The sequence below is a fragment of the Pseudarthrobacter sp. NKDBFgelt genome, assembly GCF_046097905.1.
In the GTDB taxonomy this organism is placed as follows: domain Bacteria; phylum Actinomycetota; class Actinomycetes; order Actinomycetales; family Micrococcaceae; genus Arthrobacter; species Arthrobacter polychromogenes.
On record NZ_JBJURL010000080.1, the window covers coordinates 1 to 18939 of the forward strand.

General features: G+C 65.8%; 22 protein-coding genes and 1 pseudogene. 12 read left to right on the top strand and 11 right to left on the bottom strand.

Annotated features, from left to right (window positions below):
* From ACKAE7_RS17355 to ACKAE7_RS17370, 4 genes are all read left to right on the top strand, one after another.
* Nucleotides 1-189, top strand: a 189-nt coding sequence (locus tag ACKAE7_RS17355; protein WP_408979872.1) for a hypothetical protein, incomplete at its 5' end; no start/stop codon positions are given.
* Nucleotides 190-529: 340 nt separating this feature from the next.
* Entirely contained in the window at nt 530-1255 is a 726-nt protein-coding gene (locus ACKAE7_RS17360; protein WP_408979860.1) for a hypothetical protein, read from the top strand.
* A 78-nt stretch (nt 1256-1333) separates the two neighbouring features.
* Nucleotides 1334-1933, top strand: a complete 600-nt coding sequence (gene recR / locus ACKAE7_RS17365) for a recombination mediator RecR (RefSeq protein ID WP_408979861.1) — start codon at nt 1334-1336, stop codon at nt 1931-1933.
* A gap of 272 nt (nt 1934-2205) precedes the next feature.
* Complete coding sequence (locus ACKAE7_RS17370) at nt 2206-3564, top strand: aspartate kinase (protein ID WP_066273644.1); 1359 nt, start codon at nt 2206-2208, stop codon at nt 3562-3564.
* A gap of 95 nt (nt 3565-3659) precedes the next feature.
* On the opposite strand, the gene ACKAE7_RS17375 is transcribed toward ACKAE7_RS17370, so the two are convergent.
* Together ACKAE7_RS17375 and ACKAE7_RS17380 are read right to left on the bottom strand one after the other, a co-directional pair.
* A complete protein-coding gene (locus ACKAE7_RS17375; RefSeq protein ID WP_188811426.1) occupies nt 3660-3875 on the bottom strand; it encodes a hypothetical protein in 216 nt (71 codons plus the stop codon).
* Nucleotides 3876-3996: 121 nt separating this feature from the next.
* On the bottom strand, nt 3997-4239 hold the full coding sequence (locus tag ACKAE7_RS17380; RefSeq protein ID WP_188811424.1) for a hypothetical protein: 243 nt from the start codon (nt 4237-4239) through the stop codon (nt 3997-3999).
* Nucleotides 4240-4315: 76 nt separating this feature from the next.
* On the opposite strand from ACKAE7_RS17380, the gene ACKAE7_RS17385 reads away from it, so the two are divergent.
* Genes ACKAE7_RS17385 through ACKAE7_RS17400 form a run of 4 tightly spaced genes read left to right on the top strand, consistent with a single transcriptional unit; the run spans nt 4316 to nt 6629 of the window.
* A complete protein-coding gene (locus ACKAE7_RS17385) occupies nt 4316-4804 on the top strand; it encodes a MarR family winged helix-turn-helix transcriptional regulator (RefSeq protein ID WP_408979862.1) in 489 nt (162 codons plus the stop codon).
* A gap of 4 nt (nt 4805-4808) precedes the next feature.
* Complete coding sequence (locus tag ACKAE7_RS17390; RefSeq protein WP_408979863.1) at nt 4809-5387, top strand: SSI family serine proteinase inhibitor; 579 nt, start codon at nt 4809-4811, stop codon at nt 5385-5387.
* Nucleotides 5359-6297, top strand: a complete 939-nt coding sequence (locus tag ACKAE7_RS17395; protein WP_408979864.1) for a 3-methyladenine DNA glycosylase — start codon at nt 5359-5361, stop codon at nt 6295-6297. The genes ACKAE7_RS17390 and ACKAE7_RS17395 overlap by 29 nt, the downstream gene beginning before the upstream one ends.
* The gene (locus ACKAE7_RS17400; protein ID WP_408979865.1) at nt 6294-6629 is read left to right on the top strand and encodes a serine protease inhibitor; all 336 of its coding nucleotides are present in this window, start codon (nt 6294-6296) and stop codon (nt 6627-6629) included. Before ACKAE7_RS17395 ends, ACKAE7_RS17400 begins: the two co-directional genes overlap by 4 nt.
* Nucleotides 6630-6717: 88 nt before the next feature.
* Here ACKAE7_RS17400 and ACKAE7_RS17405 read toward each other — a convergent pair whose 3' ends face one another.
* Both ACKAE7_RS17405 and ACKAE7_RS17410 read right to left on the bottom strand, forming a co-directional pair.
* Complete coding sequence (locus tag ACKAE7_RS17405; protein WP_191035386.1) at nt 6718-9822, bottom strand: S8 family serine peptidase; 3105 nt, start codon at nt 9820-9822, stop codon at nt 6718-6720.
* Between the two features lie 289 nt (nt 9823-10111).
* Nucleotides 10112-10297, bottom strand: coding sequence for a hypothetical protein (locus ACKAE7_RS17410; protein WP_174180966.1), 186 nt, complete (start codon nt 10295-10297; stop codon nt 10112-10114).
* A 294-nt stretch (nt 10298-10591) separates the two neighbouring features.
* Here ACKAE7_RS17410 and purS point away from each other — a divergent pair, with 294 nt between their 5' ends.
* The 3 genes from purS to purL are packed head-to-tail and all read left to right on the top strand — an operon-like array spanning nt 10592 to nt 13939.
* A complete protein-coding gene (gene purS, locus ACKAE7_RS17415; RefSeq protein WP_015935902.1) occupies nt 10592-10843 on the top strand; it encodes a phosphoribosylformylglycinamidine synthase subunit PurS in 252 nt (83 codons plus the stop codon).
* 1 nt (nt 10844) lies between these two features.
* Nucleotides 10845-11633 carry a phosphoribosylformylglycinamidine synthase subunit PurQ gene (gene purQ, locus ACKAE7_RS17420; RefSeq protein WP_190613138.1) on the top strand — a complete coding sequence of 263 codons (789 nt, stop codon included), beginning with the start codon at nt 10845-10847 and terminating at the stop codon, nt 11631-11633.
* On the top strand, nt 11630-13939 hold the full coding sequence (purL, locus tag ACKAE7_RS17425; protein WP_408979866.1) for a phosphoribosylformylglycinamidine synthase subunit PurL: 2310 nt from the start codon (nt 11630-11632) through the stop codon (nt 13937-13939). Before purQ ends, purL begins: the two co-directional genes overlap by 4 nt.
* A 72-nt stretch (nt 13940-14011) precedes the next feature.
* On the opposite strand, the gene ACKAE7_RS17430 is transcribed toward purL, so the two are convergent.
* From ACKAE7_RS17430 to ACKAE7_RS17450, 5 genes are all read right to left on the bottom strand, one after another.
* Nucleotides 14012-14953, bottom strand: coding sequence for a hypothetical protein (locus tag ACKAE7_RS17430; RefSeq protein WP_321201475.1), 942 nt, complete (start codon nt 14951-14953; stop codon nt 14012-14014).
* 117 nt (nt 14954-15070) lie between these two features.
* Complete coding sequence (locus tag ACKAE7_RS17435) at nt 15071-15364, bottom strand: DUF503 domain-containing protein (RefSeq protein ID WP_104188210.1); 294 nt, start codon at nt 15362-15364, stop codon at nt 15071-15073.
* A 75-nt stretch (nt 15365-15439) separates the two neighbouring features.
* On the bottom strand, nt 15440-15757 hold the full coding sequence (locus tag ACKAE7_RS17440) for a putative quinol monooxygenase (RefSeq protein ID WP_408979867.1): 318 nt from the start codon (nt 15755-15757) through the stop codon (nt 15440-15442).
* Nucleotides 15754-16308: a DUF1990 family protein gene (locus tag ACKAE7_RS17445; RefSeq protein ID WP_408979868.1), complete on the bottom strand. Its 555-nt coding sequence runs from the start codon at nt 16306-16308 to the stop codon at nt 15754-15756. The genes ACKAE7_RS17440 and ACKAE7_RS17445 overlap by 4 nt, the downstream gene beginning before the upstream one ends.
* Entirely contained in the window at nt 16301-16717 is a 417-nt protein-coding gene (locus ACKAE7_RS17450) for an MmcQ/YjbR family DNA-binding protein (protein ID WP_408979869.1), read from the bottom strand. Before ACKAE7_RS17450 ends, ACKAE7_RS17445 begins: the two co-directional genes overlap by 8 nt.
* Before the next feature lie 45 nt (nt 16718-16762).
* Between ACKAE7_RS17450 and ACKAE7_RS17455 the strand changes: the two genes are divergently transcribed.
* A complete protein-coding gene (locus ACKAE7_RS17455; RefSeq protein ID WP_408979870.1) occupies nt 16763-17791 on the top strand; it encodes an isopenicillin N synthase family dioxygenase in 1029 nt (342 codons plus the stop codon).
* A 13-nt stretch (nt 17792-17804) separates the two neighbouring features.
* On the opposite strand, the gene ACKAE7_RS17460 is transcribed toward ACKAE7_RS17455, so the two are convergent.
* Both ACKAE7_RS17460 and ACKAE7_RS17465 read right to left on the bottom strand, forming a co-directional pair.
* Complete coding sequence (locus ACKAE7_RS17460; RefSeq protein WP_408979871.1) at nt 17805-18230, bottom strand: CoA-binding protein; 426 nt, start codon at nt 18228-18230, stop codon at nt 17805-17807.
* 79 nt (nt 18231-18309) lie between these two features.
* Nucleotides 18310-18939, bottom strand: a pseudogene (locus tag ACKAE7_RS17465) (hypothetical protein); the annotation flags it as partial.

Genomic DNA, 18939 nt, shown 5'->3' on the forward strand with positions numbered 1-18939 from the left:
CGCGGACGCCTGGACACCGGTACCCTGGCGAAGCTCATCGAAGAGAAGAACGTCGTTGGCGTAACCACCAACTCGTCCATCTACCGGACAGTCCGGCCCCGGGCAGGCGCCCGGAAACGTCCCCGCCACTGTAAACGCCTCCCCTGTTCCGGTTCCTGCCGCCCCGGCAGGCGACTACTCCTATTCTGACGACGACTGGGGACCAGCCAGGGACGAGGACGCTCCCCCGCTCGAAGAAGAACCTCCCATGGACTGGGACCCTTCTGCCCAGTCCAGGCCGCCGGCGCCATCGGCCGGCACCGGTTCAAGCAGCACCAGTTCAAGCAATTCAGGTACGGGTGGCGTTTCAAGCAGGGCCGGTTCCTCACTGGTCAGTTCTGCTCCGGTCGGCTCCGCCGCCGGTACCACCGCCCACAGCAACGGCCAGCCTGGCGCTGATCCAGCGTCGGCCGCCGGAAGTCCCCACGATCCTTGGACCCGCGCAGTCGAACAGGCACCCGGAGTCTGGGTGGTCGGCGAGGAAAGCAACGTGGGCAAGAGTGCTTCCGCGGAAGGACCCGAAGAGGCACCAAAGCCGCCTGCTCCAACGCCGCACTACGAACCTGCTGCCGCCCAGGTGCCGCCCTCCATCCCGGTCACCAAGGCCGGCTCCAGCCCTGGACCGGACTGGGGCCTGGCGCCTGCTGCCCCGGCTCCCGGCAGCGGACAGCCCGGAGCCGATGATGACGGTCAGGCGCCTTCATCACCGCAGCACGTGCGCGCGCCCGAGTACGCCATGGCATCTGCTGCCTCCGCTGCTGCAGCCCCCTCCGCGCACGCTGCTCAAGCCCCAACGGCACCATCTCCAGCAGCACCGTCTCTACCAGCACCGTCTCTACCAGCATCCTCTCCGGCGCCAGCGTCCCCGGCGGCTTCGGTGATCACTGCGGCGGCGCCGGCTGCTCCTGCCAAGGCGGCTCCCGCGAAGGCGGCCCCGGCAAACTCTCCGCAGGGGTCTTCTGCTGCCGCAGCAGAAGCACGGCAGAGCCTGTACCAGCGCTTGTCCAACAGCCCCGAAGCAGAGGCCGGGCGTGCCAAGGCGCCAGCCAGGGCGGTTGCAGCTGCTGCCACCTACGTCCAGGACATCCCCAGCGCCGACGATGAGACGATCGAAGAGTCCGGAGTGTTCGGACGTGCCGCCGTGGAGCGTATTCTGGGCGGGAAGCTAATTGAGGAGCGTTCCCCGGACGGAAGCCCCATCGCGCCGCGGTACTGACCGCGGCCCCGGCGAGCCGGGGGCGCATCTGCAAGTCATTGCTTTACCCGCAAATCACACCAAGCTGAAGAGGGAAACGTGTACGAAGGTGCTGTCCAGGAGCTGATCGACGAGCTCGGACGCCTTCCGGGGGTGGGTCCCAAGTCCGCCCAACGGCTCGCGTTCCACATCCTTGAGGCGGACGCGCAGGACATGAAACGGCTGGTTGAGGCGATCACCACCGTCAAGGAACGGGTCAAGTTCTGCTCGGTGTGCGGCAACGTCACCGAGCAGGAACTCTGCAATATTTGCCGGGATCCTCGCCGGGATCCGGCCGTGATCTGCGTGGTGGAGGAATCAAAGGATGTGCTGGCCGTGGAGCGGACACGGTCGTTCCGGGGCCGCTACCACGTGCTGGGCGGCGCCATTAATCCGATCGCGGGCGTTGGACCAGAACAGCTCCGGATCCGCGAACTGCTGACCCGGCTTAACGACGGCGCCATTCAGGAAGTCATCATCGCCACGGACCCCAATCTTGAGGGCGAGGCCACCGCCACCTACCTGGCACGCATGCTGAAGACGATCGGGATCACGGTGACCCGCCTCGCCTCCGGGCTCCCGGTGGGCGGAGACCTGGAATACGCGGACGAGGTCACCCTGGGACGCGCCTTCGAGGGCCGCCGCAACGCCCTGACCTGACCGGGTACCACCTGACACGGCACAACAACCTGCGCACCACAACAAGTTCCCCCCAAACTGCCAAGGCTCCAGACGTCGCCATTCACCGGCACGCGCGCCCTCCAGCGGCGCATCCCGGGCCTGAAAATGGTCACAATTCAACCCCGGGCTGCGGGCGGCGATAAACTGGAGGAAGAAGTCGCGCCATCGATGGCGTTAGTTCCCAGCGTCAGGGCCAGCACAGCGTTACGGCTGTCTGGCCGGACTCCAATTAATCCAGTGAAGGTACGCGCATGAGTACGCCCACTACCGAAGTGCACAACGCAACGCAGCAGCAGGAGCCGCCCGCCGGCCGTGCGGTGACAAAGCAGCTCATCGTGCAGAAGTTCGGCGGATCCTCCGTGGCGGACGCGGACGGTATCAAGCGGGTTGCCAAACGCGTGGTGGACGCACAGATTGCGGGCAACGAAGTTGTGGTGGTCGTCTCGGCCATGGGTGATACCACTGACGAGCTCCTGGACCTTGCCGGCCAGGTGACAGACTCCGCCCCGGCCCGCGAGATGGACATGTTGCTGTCCGCGGGCGAGCGTATTTCCATGGCACTCCTGGCCATGGCCATCAACAAGCTGGGCGCCTCCGCCCAGTCCTTCACCGGTTCCCAGGCCGGCATGATCACCGATGGCATCCACGGCAAGGCCCGGATCATCGACGTCGACCCCCACCGGATCCGCACCGCCCTGGACAAGGGCAACATCGCTATCGTGGCCGGCTTCCAGGGAATGAGCCGGGCCACCAACGAGATCACCACCCTGGGCCGGGGCGGTTCAGACACCACCGCTGTGGCCTTGGCCGCTGCGCTGGAAGCGGACGTTTGCGAGATCTACACGGACGTGGACGGCATTTACACGGCGGATCCCCGTGTTGTTCCCTCCGCCCAGAAGATTGAACGGATCTCCAGCGAGGAGATGCTCGAGCTCGCTGCATCCGGAGCCAAGATCCTGCACCTGCGCTGCGTGGAGTACGCCCGCAGGTTCGGCGTCCCCCTGCACGTACGTTCCTCATTCAGCCAGCACGAAGGCACGTGGGTCATCCCCAGCGCCGAAGACAAGATCACCACACAAGAGGGAGTTGCCTTGGAGCAGCCAATCATCTCCGGCGTTGCGCACGACCGTTCCGAAGCCAAGGTCACCGTTGTTGGCGTCCCGGACATCCCCGGCAAGGCCGCAGCGATCTTCCAGGTCATCGCCGACGCCCACTCGAACATCGACATGATCGTGCAGAACGTCTCCACCCACGGCACGGGGCGGACGGACATTTCCTTCACGCTTCCCATCGTGGAGGGCGCCGACGCGCTGGCAGCCCTTCATGCTGCGCAGGACCAGATCGGGTTCGAGAGCATCGAGTACAACGAGCAGATCGGCAAGCTGTCCCTGATCGGGGCGGGCATGCGCTCCCACCCGGGCGTGTCGGCAACGTTCTTCAAGGCACTGTCCGACGCCGGCATCAACATCAACATGATCTCCACCTCCGAGATCCGCATCTCCGTGGTGACCCACGCGGACCTGCTGGATGAGGCTGTCCGCGTCATCCACAAGGCCTTTGACCTGGACAGCGAAAGCGAAGCCACCGTGTACGGCGGCACCGGCCGCTAGCCGGAAACGAAAACCGGGCTCCTTTCCGCTTGTTCGGAGAGGGGCCCTGTTTTTTGTGTCCTGCTGACGGGATTGCCGGAGCAGCCGGGGTCCGTTCAGCTTTGCTTTTCGAGGTCTTCGCGACGTACGGCGTAGTGATGGCCGGCACCATCGGTTTCCACAACGAAGTGCGAGAGTTCCTCTTCCGAGGCCTGTTCGAAAGCGTCGTGCCTGTGCGTTACCGGCGTATCGGGGTCCAGCCGCGCGGCTGGTCCAAAGAAGAACCGGAGCCTGTCGGTCAGGCCCATGAACCTGTCGACTACATGTGCCACTGTTTCCACCCCCTTCCCGACTATCCGGGGGAAAGAGTTCCTGCCTCCGTGCTGGAGCCAGTGCCCTTATTTTATGCCCGCGGACCGGAAAAGGCTCCCGCCCATACCCGCTTGGGCAGGCTCAGCGGAGCGACTTGTCTTCCGGGTTCCTGGGTACAACGTAGGTGCTGCCATCGGGCCGGGTAACGGTCTCCCACTGCTGGGTCTCCGCCTCACGCTGGGCCAACAGCCTGCGGTTTTCCTCCGTCATGTCGTGGACAAGGGATGAGCGGTTGGCCGGACCAAAGATGGCCCGCAGCCTGCCGGTGGCCCGCATGAAACGCTGTGACGCGTTTTCCTTACCCTCAGAGTTGCTCTTGCCCATGAACCGGCTCCTTACCTGACATGATTACTATTCGAAGTGTACGCTAATAGTTAGTGCACTAACAATTGGAGGAGCTATGGAGACGGTAACCGGCATCGAGCCGGGGCAGGACGGGGACCTGCTCCTGGAGCACCAGTTGTGCTTCGCGCTGACAGTGGCTGCGCGCAGCGTCGTGGGTGCCTACAAGCCCGTCCTCGAGAGACTGAACCTGACCCACCCGCAGTACCTGGTGATGCTGTGCCTGTGGGAGGCGAGTCCGCGCACGGTCCGGAACATCAGCGATGCCCTTGCCCAGGAACCGGCCACCATCTCACCGCTGCTCCGCCGGCTTGAGGCCGCGGGACTGATCACGCGACGGAGGGTGGACGGCAACGAGCGTGCCCTCGCCGTCGAACTGACCCCCGAAGGCGCCGCGCTGCGCCAGGAGGCCCTCAAGGTCCCGGGAACCATGATGGAACGCCTGGGACTAACCCGCGCCGAGGTCACGGAACTGCACACATCCATGATGGGGCTGATTGCGGCCACCTCCGGCCAGGAGACAGAACCAGAACCGGCAGTAGAATGATGGGATGACGGACAGTCCACGGTCCATGAGGAAGACGGCGCTCGCCCTGCTGCTGGCGGCAACGCTGCTCCCGGCGTGCTCCCCGGACCAGGGCGGAGGCAGCCCTTCCGGCGAACCTTCCGCAACTCCCACAGCCTCCGCCACCGCGTCGGACAGCCCGTCCGCCAGCCCCTCCGCCGACACCGAGACCTCCGTCCCTGCCCCCGCCCCGGAACCGTCGGCGGCACCCTCCGGGCCCGGGCAGGGCAATGCCGAACTGTCCATTATCGTGACCACCGCAGAGGGAGAACCCGAGACCAGCTACACCCTGGTTTGCACAGAAGGAGTCCCCGCTGCCGAGAGCGTGCATCCCGCCGCGGATTCAGCCTGCTCCGCCTTGAAGGAAAACGCGGGACTGCTGAGCCCCAGCATCCCCGGAACCGCGCAGGCCTGCACGCAGCAGTGGGGCGGCCCCCAGAAAGCCACCGTGACGGGAGTTGTGGACGGTGTCCCCGTAGACGCTGCCTTCTCGCGCACCAACGGCTGTGAGATTGGCAGCTGGGATGCTGCAAGGGATGTTCTTGGTGTTGCCGGTGGAGCCTAGGCTCCTCGCGGCGGACGTATGGCAGGAGCTGGAGAGGGCACACCAACTGCGCGTCAGCCGCTACGCGGACCCCTACCTGGCCCGCAGGTCGGCAGGTAAAAAGCATCCGGTGGAGGACTTCCTCTTCACCTACTACACCCAGAAACCTGGCCAGCTGCGCCGGTGGCACCCCGGCGCAGGGAACGTCCTGCTGGGCGGGGAAGCGGCCGGGCGCCTTGGCTGGAAGCACTACCGGCGGCTCGACGACGGCGAGCTTGCCTTCCTGGGGCTGCCGGAAGGCAGCACCGCGGTCACCTTTGACCGGGACGCCTTTCTTGCCGACCGCAGCGAGGCAATCGCCTTTGCGGGCATCATCCTGCGAGGAACTGCAGCGCGCCCCGCCCAGTTTGGCTGCTTCGGGCTGCACGAATGGGCCATGGTGTACCACCAGGACAGGTTCGATCTGCGCCACGAGTACCTGCAGCTGCGGTTGGGGCCGGCCGGCACGGACAAGGTGGTGGAGGACAACCGGATCCGCTGCACCCACTTCGACGCGTTCCGCTTCTACACTCCGGACGCCGTCCCGCTGAATGAGTTGGCGCCGAGCCGCGAGACCCAGCGGCACCTCGAACAGCCCGGCTGCCTCCACGCCAACATGGATCTGTACAAGTGGGCGTACAAGCTGCTGCCGGCCCTGCCCAGCGAGCTGGTGATGGATTGTTTTGAGTTGTCCTGGCGGATCCGCGCCATGGACATGCAGGCTTCCCCTTACGATCTTGCGGAGTGGGGCTACCCCGCGATTCCCATCGAGACGCCGCAGGGCAAGGCCGAGTATGTGGAGCACCAGCGCTCCTTTGCCGCGGAAGCGGCTGCACTCCGGGAGAAGCTGGCCGTGGAACTGGATGCACTGCCCCGGACGGTTCCGGCGTGATCGACCTGACCGTCAGGCTCCGGGAAGATCCTGCCGCCGTCGAACATGTCTTCCGGCTGGTGGCCGACGGCGGCCGCGCCCAGCCGGCCACCACCCTGCCGGACCCTGATGCGGCCCTGGCCGTGGTGGAAAAGTACGGCGAGGGCATCTTCTTTCCCAAGCCCGGCCCACCCCGGTTGTGCACCCAGCAGTACGGCGGACCCCAGGTAGCCCTGGTCACGGGCATCTTTCATGGGCGCACCGTTGATTCCGTGTTCACACGCACGGATGGCTGCGAAATCTCGCGCTGGAATGCCATGGCGGCGTTGCTTGGGAGCGGGGGCGGAGCCTAAGGAAGCTCGTAAGGCCGGTTAGACACATGACAGGACCCCGGGCGGTTGAAACGCCTGGGGTCCTGTCCTCTTCTATAGCGTCAGGCTGCTACGCCGCTGGTACGGCGTCTGCGAACGCCACCTGCGGAGCCCCGGCAGGGGCAGCAGGCGCAGCGCCCACCTGGACGTTGACCCAGGTCCTGATGCCGTTGCCGCCCAGGCTGAGCCGGGACAGGTAGGCACCCTCGGAGAGTCCCGTCCAGGACACCGTGGCCGAGGTGGCAGTTCCGTTGGGAGCCACGATCGGGTTCGGTTCCACAGTCAGGTTGCCGGCGTCACCCGCGAAGGTCACGGCCTGGACGGAGGCACTGGCCGGTCCGTTGTCCGGAGTGGAGTACAGGTTGACTGCGAGGTAGTACGTTCCCGCGCGCGGAGACTCCAGGTTCAGGAACTCACTGGCGGAAGCCGTCGCCACCTGGGTGGCTGTGAGTCCACCCGAGCCATTGGGTGCGTAGACCACCATGTCCCAGTCGACGTCGTCCGATTGCGCCTGGACACCCAGCCGGGCAAAGGATGCTCCTTGCGGAACCGTCACCTGGAGGAGCGCGTTGTGGTCATCGTTCCGGGGAGCGTACTCACCGGGTGTCTTGGTGATGGCGGTCTGGCTCAGCGGTGCCAGGCCTTCCACGCCCACATCGATGGGGTTGTCCGAACCTGACACCAGTTCCATCGTGCCGCTCCCGCTGCCCGTGGCCGAGCTGAAGGAGAAGGACGGAGCGATCTGTGCATCAACGGGCCGGATGGCGATGGGCGAGCTGACCGTGCGGGGGCCCTTCCAGGTGAGGGTGCCCGTGCTGAACTTGCCTACCGGAGCGCTGGCATTCCGGATGGTCAGGGTGACCTCGCGGGTCTGTCCTGCCTTGGCGAAGTTCAGTGCTTTCGGCTCCACCTGGATGTTGAAGCCGGGCATGTTGACCTCCGGCCGGTACATGCCCGGAACCAGCGCGGTCAGCTGGCGCTTGACCTGCACTTCTCCCACCAGGCTGCCGAGCGCAACGGACGGCAGGTTCAGGTCGCGGGCAGCTATGGTGCCGGCCTGCGGTGCGCCGGTGTCCACGCCCTGCCCGTTAAGGAAGCCGAGCCAATCCTTGATGCCCGAGTTGTAGACCAGGCCCGGATCCAGGACGCGGGTTGAGTCGATGTGCCCCGCGCCGCCCTGGAAGGGATCGGCATTGGGCGAACCATCGGCGTTGACCAGCGGGTAGGCGGTGGTCATCATGGCCGACTTGACCGTGGCGGGAGACCAGGTGGGCTGCTTGCCCAGGACCAGCGCAGCGAATCCGGCGATATGCGGGGCAGCCATGGAGGTGCCTGACATGAAGCCGAACTGGTCGCCGTCGTTACCGATGGTGGAGACGCCCGCCAGGACGTTGACGCCCGGTGCTGCGATGTCCGGTTTCAGCAGGTCTCCGCCGGCGGCGAGGGTGGGTCCGCGGGAGGAGAAGCCGGCAATCTGCGGCGCCGGGGCCGGCGGTTCACCGGTCAGGTCGCCCTTGACCAGGCTGACGGTCAAAGCGGGGTTCGCTTCCAGCTTTGACTTCAGTTCCAGGCTCTTGGGCGCATTGACGTGCACGGTGGGCAGCACATGGTTGTCTGCATCTTCGGAGCTGCTGGTGAGGTTCACCAGGACCATACCGAGGCCGCCCTTGTCCTGGACTTCCTGGCTCTTGGCCGTCCTGTCCACCACGCCGCGGTCGCAGACAACAACCTTGCCTGCCACCTTGGCCGCATCCAGGCTGCCGGGGCCGCAAAGGTTGGCGTTGGTTACTCCCGCCGCTGCGGCAGCAGCCGCAACCACCACAGGCTTGTCAGCCACTTCCGACTTCATGATGGAGGCTCCGCGGTACAGCGAGCCGTCAGAAACCTTGACGGTGCCCAGCAGGTCACTGGGGAACGTCGATGCGGCAACCGTGGTCAGCCAGGGCGAGGCATGGTTGACAGTGGACACGGTGGGGCCGGAGTTGCCGGCCGAAGCGGAAACGAACACGCCTGCAGCTGCTGCGTTAAGGAACGCCAGGGCCACGGGGTCGGCGGTGTTGTTGTTATTGCCCGAGATGGAGTAGTTCAGGACATCCACGCCGTCCTTGATGGCGGCTTCCACTGCTTCCACGGATGCCGAGGAGTAGCAGCCGCCGGTGTCCGGGTTGGTGTCTTCCCAGCAGACTTTGTACACCGAGACCTTGGCTGCGGGGGCAACGCCGGAGCTCTTGCCGAAGCTTGCGCCGTCGATCACCTGCTCCACATTGGCGTTGCCGGCCGCGGTGGTGGCGGTGTGGGTTCCGTGGCTTCCGACGTCGACAGGCGAGATGAGTTCCTCGGGCGCACGGTTCTCCGGGGCCACGTACTGCATGAAGGTATCGGCGAAGTACCTGGCCCCGATGACCTTGGAGTTGCACAGGGAGCCGTCGAAGGAGGCCCCCGTCCCCTGGCCTTTCTGGCATTCTCCTTCGAAGGTGGTGCCGTCAGCCTTGAGCATGGCGATCCGACCCTCAGCGGTGCGGTAGGGAACGCCCACCTGGGCAGGACCGGTTAGCGGCTGGACCGGTTCGCCTTGCAGGAAGGGGTTGTCCGGCGCGTAACCGGAGTCGATAACTCCCACAACCACACCCTTGCCGGCGTTCGCTTCGCCGCCGAACTGGGTTGCCCAGACCCCATCGGTGCCGGTCAGCTTCAGGAAGTCGGTGGTGGTGTAATCCGGGGCGTTCTCCACGTCCGGGGCCACAACCAGCACGCGGTCGTCTTTGGACAGCTCCATGGCCTGGGCGGCGGTCAGTTCTGCCGTGAAGCCATTGAGGGCAGCGGTGTACTGCTTTCCAGGGGTTACCCCCTGGCTGGCGGCGACCTCCCGCTGCTGCTTGCGGAGATGTGCGTCATAGGCCCTGTAGTTGGGGCCGCCGGCGTCCAGCTTCCGCCCCTTCTCGGGCTTGGTTGCGCCAAGTCCGGGCGTCTCCCCCTCATAGGCGGCCGCTGCAGCGCCCGCCAGGACAACGATGTAGCGTCCATCCTTGAAGTCGGCGGGTGCATTCTCCTTGGCCGTCACTGCCTTGTCCTGCCCGGCCGGCGCCGCGGTGGCGGGAGTGATGGCCATCGAGGTGAGGAGTAGCGGCAAGCCCACGGCAAGCGCCGCTGCCTTCCGGAGTCCCCCGCCCCGCATGGGGCTCTTTCCAGTAGATCTCACGTGCAAACCTTTCACGATGTACCGGCCCATCCACGGTTGGGGGCCCGAAAAGACATGGCATGGCACGCGAAGTTACAGATCTTGTCATTTCGTGAGACCAGCCGATCACAGAGTACAGACTGATAGCTGAATATGACATAGGACACAAAAGTGAAAATTCCGCCAGTCATACGCCGGCAAGCCGGGGACCTGCCGCAGCAGGAAAGGGCACGAAAAAAGGGCGCCCTGAAGGACGCCCTCGGAACCAGGGGGATACGCTCCGCCGCTACTGGCGCGGCGTACGCACCACGTCGCTGATCCACTGCCGGGTCTTCTCATCCACCGGCCCCGCCACCCTGTTCTCCCGGGCGAAACGGTCGGCCTTAATCTTTTGGAACACCATCCGGCCCAGTCCTGCGAACACTGCTGCGGCGACCACGGGCAACAGCACGGATTTCGAATTTTCAGCCATCCAACAATCCTAGTGACGCAGCCCGTCCAACTCCACAGCACCAGGCCGGAAACCGCTGCCACCACCCGTCCGGCAAGCAGGCTGCCCGCGGTCGTCCTGCCCGAACCGGCCGAATACAGGCTGTGGCCCTTCGGCCGGTAGAATGGACGAGCAAGCTCGCGGAGCGCCCGTCCTCATTGTCTGAACTCACGGCCTGACGTCACTGTCTAACACAACGTGCCCCGGACCCGGAACGGCGTGAGACGGCACCACTCCGCTGCGCCCTTACCCAAGCTCACGCACAGGAGTTACCGGATGCCCCGGATCGTTGTTGACGTCATGCCCAAGCCCGAGATTCTGGACCCGCAGGGGAAGGCGATCGTCGGCGCTCTCCCCCGCCTGGGCTTCACCAGCTTCAGCTCTGTCCGCCAGGGCAAGCGTTTCGAACTGACGGTCGACGGCGAGGTGACCGAGGAAATCCTGGCCCAGGCCCGCGACGCCGCGGAAACCCTCCTGTCCAACCCCGTGATCGAGGACGTCGTCAACGTCGAGGTCGTCGAGGCCTGACATGACTGAGCTCCCCCTCATCGGAGAAGCCCCCAGCGACGCTTCCGGCGCCAGCAGGCTCACCGGCGCCAGGATCGGCGTCGTCACGTTCCCCGGCACCCTTGATGACCGCGACGCCGCACGCGCCGTCCGCCTCGCAGGCGGCACCGCCGTCGAACTCTGGCACGCCGACACCGAACTCGGTGACGTTGACGCGGTCGTTATTCCCGGCGGGTTCTCCTACGGTGACTACCTCCGCGCCGGCGCCATTGCACGCTTCGCGCCGCTGATGTCCAGGATCATCGACGCCGCCAACTCCGACGCCAAGCTGCCGGTGCTCGGTATCTGCAACGGCTTCCAGATCCTCACCGAGTCACACCTGCTGCCCGGCTCGATGATCAAGAACGACCACCTGAAGTTCATGTGCCGGGACCAGGTCCTGCGCGTCGAGAACAGCAACACCGCCTGGACCCTGGACTACGAAGCGGGCCAGGAGATCACCATCCCGCTGAAAAACCAGGACGGCCAGTACATCGCCGACGACAAAACCCTGGACGCCCTTGAGGCCGAGGGCCGCGTGGTGTTCCGCTACGTTGGCTTCAACCCGAACGGCTCCCGCCGGGACATCGCCGGCATTTCCAACGCAGCCGGCAACGTGGTGGGCCTCATGCCGCACCCCGAGCACGCGGTGGAAGTTGGCTTCGGCCCCGAGACTGTTGTGTCCCGGGAGACGGGTATCGCCGGGTCCGACACCGACGGCCTGGGATTCTTCACCTCCGTCCTGAACAAGATTGTGGGAGGCGCCAAGTGACCACGGAAACCACCAAGAAGTTCAACATCGACACGGTCGAAAACGCGGCCAAGACCCCGGACGTCGAACTCCCCTGGGCCGAACTGGGCCTGAAGCAGAACGAGTTCGACGAGGTCGTCAAGGTCCTGGGCCGCCGCCCCACCGGCGCCGAACTGGCCATGTACTCCGTGATGTGGAGCGAGCACTGCTCCTACAAGTCCTCCAAGAACCACCTGCGCCAGTTCGGCCAGAAGGTCACCGAGGAAATGAAGAAGGACATGCTGGTGGGCATCGGCGAAAACGCCGGCGTGACCAACCTTGGGGACGGCTGGGCCGTAACCTTCAAGATCGAATCGCACAACTCGCCGTCGTTCGTTGAGCCCTACCAGGGCGCCGCGACCGGCATCGGCGGCATTGTCCGCGACATCATCTCCATGGGTGCCCGCCCCGTTGCCGTGATGGACCCGCTGCGCTTCGGCGCCATCGACCACCCGGACACCGCACGCGTCATGCACGGCGCGGTCGCAGGCATCGGCGGGTACGGCAACTCCCTGGGCCTGCCCAACATCGGCGGCGAAATGGTGTTCGACTCCGTGTACCAGGGCAACCCGCTGGTGAACGCACTGGCTGTCGGCGTCATGCGGCACGAGGACATCCGCCTGGCCAACGCATCCGGCAAGGGCAACAAGGTGGTCCTGTTCGGTGCCCGCACCGGCGGCGACGGCATCGGCGGCGCCTCCGTGCTGGCCTCCGAGTCCTTCGACGACACCAAGCCGTCCAAGCGCCCCGCGGTGCAGGTGGGCGACCCCTTCGCCGAAAAGGTCCTCATCGAGTGCTGCCTTGAACTGTTCAAGGGTTCCCTCGTTGAAGGCATCCAGGACCTGGGCGCCGCGGGCATTTCCTGCGCCACGTCCGAACTGGCCTCCAACGGCGACGGCGGCATGCAGGTTGAGCTGACCTCGGTCCTGCTGCGCGACCCCACCCTGACCCCGGGCGAGATCCTGATGTCCGAGTCGCAGGAACGCATGATGGCCGTGGTCACGCCGGAGAACGTCAAGGCGTTCGAGGCCGTTATGGACAAGTGGGCCGTGGAGTATTCCTGGCTCGGCGAAGTGACCGACACCGGCCGCCTGATCATCACCTGGGAAGGCGAGGTGATCGTCGACGTCGATCCCCGCACGGTGGCACACGACGGACCGGTCTACGACCGCCCGTACGCCCGCCCCGAGTGGCAGGACAGCGTGCAGGCTGACACCTTCACCGGCTCAGTGCAGGACGCGGGCCGGCCCGCTGCCCCGGCCGAACTGGCCAAGGCCGTGACCGAGCTGGTGGCCTCGCCGAACATGTGCTCCAAGGACTGGATCACCAACCAGTACGACCGCTACGTGGGCGGCAACACGGCCATGGCCTTCCCTGATGACGCCGGCGTGGTCCGCGTCGACGAGGAAACCGGCCTGGGCGTGGCCCTCGCCACCGACGCCAACGGCCGCTACACCTACCTCGATCCGTACCACGGCGCGCAGCTGGCCCTGGCCGAGGCGTACCGCAACGTGGCCACATCGGGCGCCGTACCCATGGCAGTCAGCGACTGCCTGAACTTCGGTTCCCCCGAGGATCCGGACGTCATGTGGCAGCTCGCCGAGGCCATCCGCGGCCTGTCCGACGCGTGCATGGTGCTGGGCATTCCGGTCACCGGCGGCAACGTCTCCCTGTACAACCAGACGGGCACCACGCCCATCCACCCCTCCCCCGTGGTGGCGGTCCTGGGCAAGCTCGACGACGTTGCCCGCCGTACGCCGTCGGGTTGGCGTGAAGACGGCCAGGCCATCTACCTGCTGGGCACCACGGGCGCCGAGCTGGACGGCTCCGAGTGGGCGAACATGCGCGGCCACCTGGGCGGACAGCCGCCCAAGGTTGACCTTGAGGCCGAACGCGCGCTGGGCGAGATCCTGATCAACGCATCCCGTGACGGCATGATCGACTCCGCGCACGACCTGTCCGAAGGCGGCCTCGCGGCAGGCCTGGTGGAATCCGCGCTGCGCTACGGCGTAGGTGCCCGCATCGCGCTGCAGGATGTCCTGGACCGGGACGGCGTGGACCTGTTCACGGCGCTCTTCTCCGAGTCGCAGGGCCGCGCCATTGTTGGCGTTCCCCGCTCCGAGGAAGTCCGCTTCACGGACATGTGCACCGCCCGCGGCTTCGCCCACACGCGCATCGGCGTGGTGGATGCGGCCAGCGGCACCCTGGAGATCAACGGCGTGGAGTCGCTGCCCCTGGACGCCCTCCGCGAAGCCCACGAAGGGACCCTGCCGAAGTACTTCGGCTAGGCCACCCCACCCATCGATTGCTCCGTACCTGTCGTTTTGAACCCTCAGAACGACAGTTACGGAGCAATCGTTTTAATCGCCTCGACGCCAGCCGGCCTGGACAAGCGCACTGCGCACCTTCATGACAGCAGACTTGGCGTCGTTGAGCATATGGCGTTTGGATATCCGGACTTCGGTCCAGCCCAGGGCGGCGTAGCGCTCCGACCGGTCTATGTCCCGCACAATCTGTCCTGCTTCACCGTGGTGTTCGCCCTCGTATTCGATCCCGATCCGGTATGTGCGGTAGCTCAGATCCGGTTCATGGTGCCGTTGGCCGGCGTTGTCGATGATGGCGACGTTCAGCTCAGGTTCGGGCATGCCTGCCCGGACCAAGGCCAGCCGCAGCAGGGTTTCCTGGGGCGAGTCCGAGCCCACCCGAATGAGCTCCATGGCCTCTTTGGCGTTGCGGAGTCCGCGTTTGCCTTTGTGCCGGTTGATCATGAGCTGAAGATCGCCGATGGAACACAACGGCATGTCCCGTCCCTCAAGCTCCAGCCTGGGTACGCGGACACAGCTGTCCCCCATGGCCACAACTTCATCCACGGACAGAACCTCCGCCATGTCCAGCCAGGTGCGCTCAGGGGTGGTAACGGGGAGTCCGCCCATCATCATCACCTCGTCCTCGAAGAGCTTCATTCGGTGGACGATGACATGCGGGCGCGCCAGATGCGCTGCGCCTTCGGGCCGGATGAGGTGGTAGACCTCGAGGCCTTCGTTCTGCCGCCGCTGCGGCAGGCCATGGAGCTCCGCGGCGGTGGCATGCGATGCGGCGCATCGCCCGTTGACTTCGATGAAAGGCCGCACCCTGGCACTCAGGGGGAGCGCCGCCGTCGTGCGTTCCATGCGGATGCCCCTGCCATGGCGCACCAACGACCCGTGACGCCAGCGCCGCGCGGATACTCCTGCGAGCGCCGCATCTGCAAGGGTGAAGGGGCCGGTCCGGAGTTCGTCCGGCAACGGGCGGGGCGTCTTCATCGGTCCATGAGACCAGAATCGGGGAAAGGCCGCAGAAGTTATCCACACCCCTCATCGGCTGCTGAGTACTTGTCGTTTTCGCGCGTGAAAACGACAAATACTCAGCAGTCGATGGGATTAGTCCTCGCTGTGGTGGTCACGCTGCCGGGCACTGAGCAGTTCGAACTCCGGCCGGGCTGCCACAAAGCGTTCGACGGCGTCCAGCACCTCAATGAGGTGTGCGCGGTCGGCCGCGACCAGCCCGGCGCCCACCTGCGAGCGCCGGTATTGCTCGTGGTCCCCCACCTCGGCAACGGAGACGTCGAAGCGCCGCCTGATCTCTGCGAGCAGCGGCCTGATGACCGAGCGCTTTTCCTTGAGGCTTTGGACGTCGCCCAGGAGGATGTCGAATTCGATCCAGCCGATCCACATGTCTTCATGCTATCGACTGCTCCGTATCTGGCGTTTAGGAGGGCCAAAACGGCAGGTACGGAGCAATCGATGGGGTCAGATGGTGAGTTCGCCCATCCGGTCCCAGCCTTCACCGTCGAGCTGGCGGCTGATGATCCTGGGGGTTTCGGCCAGGGCCTGCGGCATGTCTGCCATGGCCTGCTTGAAGTGGGGGCTGTTGACGTGGTCGCCGGCGGCGTCGTCCTTGAAGGCTTCCACCAGGACGAACTCGTTGGGGTCGTCCACGCTGCGGGACCACTCGAACCACAGGTTTCCCGGTTCCTGCCGCGTGGCCCGGGTAAAGTCGGCCACCAGGTCGAGCCAGCGCTCCGACCAGTCGGGCTTGACCTTGAACTTGACGACAATGAAGATCACGGGGGCATTCCTTCCGAGGCGAGAGTGCGTGCCCCTTCAATGTACCGGGACGTCACGTGGCGCTGTGCAGCGCGGGTGACCAGTCCGCCGGCAGCGTAGAACCAGTTGGCTGGTTTGCTGAAAGCCCTGATCCGCAGGAACACCTCTCCACGCCCGTTGATCTCCACTTCAAAGGATTCCTCGCCCCGCGCGGGATGCCCGGGCAGCGTTCCGTAGCCAAAGCCAGCTGACTGCGGAATCCGCTCCTGCCCAGGTTCCCGAACCCACACCACCTGGCACGGAGCGTTCAGCCGGAAAGGCCCGGCACCGAAGCCGCTGACCACCCGCACCCCCAGTGCCGCCACGGGTGAATCGGCACGGACGCGGAGCCTTGCCCGCCGCTGTAGTTCCCAGCCCAGGATGCCGGCGGCAACTCGCTGGTACACCGCCATGCCGCAGCCCAGGAAGGCTTCCTCCAGGACCCCCGGATAGCCCGCAGGGGCGGTGCCGCGCTGGGTGCTGCCAATCCCGGGATAGTTGAGCCCGCCCTCAGCCAGCCTTTTCTTAGCCACGTTCCCTACCCGCCGATCCGCTCAGCCGGGCCCATCCCAGCTGCTCCTGCTGTTTCCTGGTCAGGCCTGCCACCACGAGGTCGTAGGAGTCCTCCACCATGTCCCTGACCATGTCGTCAGGAAGCGTCCCATCAAGCCGCACACCGTTCCAGTGGGTCTTGTTCATGTGCCAGGCCCCGGAAATTTCAGGGTGCGCGGCGCGGAGCTGTACCGCCAGACCCGGCTCGCACTTGAGGTTCACGTATCCGTCCGTGCTCATCGACGACAAGGCAAAGACCTTGCCCTGAGTGGGGGAACCGCCGGCACTGGAGGCGCGCACCTTGAAGACAGCGGTCTCCGGCCCGAAGGGGTAATCCTCGTAGGCGCCGGGGAATGAGAGGCAAACTTTCCGCAGTGCGTCGGGGTCCATCCAGGAAGCCTATAAAGCCAACGCGTCCGGTGCTAGTCTGCGAGGATGGCACGCGATCAGGGGCTGATACCTGTTCTGGACCTGGCCACGGCACGGCAGGCCGACGGGTCCTTCAGCCCGGATTTCATCGGGCAGCTGCGGTACGCCACCCACAATGTGGGCTTCTTCCAGATCACTGGCTACGGCGCGGCCCCCGGACAACCGGAACAGCTTCTTGACACCATCAGGCGATTCTTCAGCCTTCCGCTCGAGGAGCGCCTGAAGCTGGACAACCGGCTATCTCCGCACTTCCGCGGCTACACCCGGATGGGCACCGAGGTCACCCAGGGAAGGGCAGACGCGCGGGAGCAGATCGACTACTCGCCGGAGCGGCAGCCCGTTACGGATTATCCGGAGGACCAGCCGTTCTGGCTGCTGCAGGGCCCCAACCTCTGGCCTGATGAATCGTTCCCCGAACTTCGCCCCGTGGCCATGGCCTGGGCTGAACTGATGTCTGCGGTGGGGATGGAGCTGCTTAGGGGGATCGCCGTTTCCCTGCAGCTTCCGGAGGACTACTTCGACGAGCCGTTCCAGGGGTCACCGGCATGGATGGGCAAGCTGGTGCACTACGTGGGCGGCGTGGTGGAGGCCGCTGGAGACCAGGGCGTGGGATCGCACGCGGACTACGGATTCGTCACGCTGCTGCTCCAGGACGACGTGGGCGGGCTGGAAGTCCTGCCGCCAGGTGCGGCAGCGTGGGTTCCGGTAGAGCCGCTCCCGGGGGCGCTGGTGGTGAACCTCGGCGAAATGCTTGAGGTGGCCACGGAAGGCTACCTGGCAGCCACCATCCACCGGGTACAGGCACCGCCGCCGGGGGTGGACCGGTACTCCGTTCCGTTCTTCTGGTCGCCACGGCTCGACGCGGTCATCCACCCGGTGCCGCTGCCGCCGGAACTGAAGGCTGCAGCGAGGGGAATCACGGATGATCCGGCGAACCCCCTGCTGGCATCGTTTGGAATGAACATGTTGAAAGGCAGGATGCGGGCGCACCCGGATGTCACTGAGCGGCACTATCCGGAGCTGCTGAAGAGCTAAGGCTGAGGGCCTCTCAGAGATTGAACTTCCAAGCCTGCTGCGCGGGACAGCTGTCCATCACCACGTCCAGCCCCGCGTCCTTGGCCCGTTTCGCTGCCGCCTCATCGACGACCCCCAGCTGCATCCACACCGCTTTCGCGCCCACCGCAATCGCCTGGTCCACGACGTCCCCAACTTTCTGGGAATTCACAAAGCAGTCCACGACGTCGATGGGCTGCTTGGCGGCCGGGATGTCCAGGAGGCTGCGGTACCCGGGTTCGCCGTGGACGGGGTCGCCGGGCAGGTTGACGGGGATGATTTCCATGCCCAGCCGGTCGCGGATGAACAGCGAGGTATCGAAGGCGGCCCGCCATTCGTTGGTGCTCAGGCCGACAATGGCCCAGCGTCCTTTGGTGCGCATCAGGCGTTCTATGACTGCAGGATCGTTAGTGTGGCCCATGGGTTCAGCCTACGCGGAGGCAGCGGCGGCAAGCGTGCACCCCGCTGCGCAGCGTTCCCCACCTCTCAGGTCAATACAGCTAGCGGACGAACTTTTCCCGCCACTTGGCCCCGGGCACGGGTTTTTCTCCGTCGGCAGCCTCGGCTCCCTGCCCTGACGGTCCCTGTCCGGCTGTTCCCAGCACACCGGGAGCATCCACTGGCGGTTGTCCTGGGTTGTCCGGGGTGCCCCCGTTGCGGTTCCCGGCATCCGGCCCACCGGTGTGTTCCGGCGCTGCTGCCGCATCGGCTTCTGCGGCCTCTTTCCGTTCCGTGGTCCCGTCCTGTCCGCCGGCCGCTGGAACTTCGCCGGGTTCTTCCCAGCCCTGGCCGGGCAGCAGGAAGGCTGTGGCTTGCCGGGACTCCTCCGCGGGCTGCGGCGCCACCGGCGGTTCCCCGCCAGGGGTGCGGCCGCCGGCCAGCCCGCCGTCATCCTGCGCAGCGTCGTCGCTGCCCTCCTGGAGTGGTCCGGGTGCGGCGGTCTGGGGTGTACGGATGGTCCAGGACGGTGACCAGTCCTCGAGCAGCTGCTGGACTGAGGGGCTTCCGCTATGGGCCGGGCCCGGGGAGCTGGCGGCCACGGTGCCAACTCCCATTCCCATGCCCACCAGCAGCGCCAGCCCGACGACGGTGGGCCGGTGTGCACGCAGCCGGCGGCGCCGCCCGAGCTC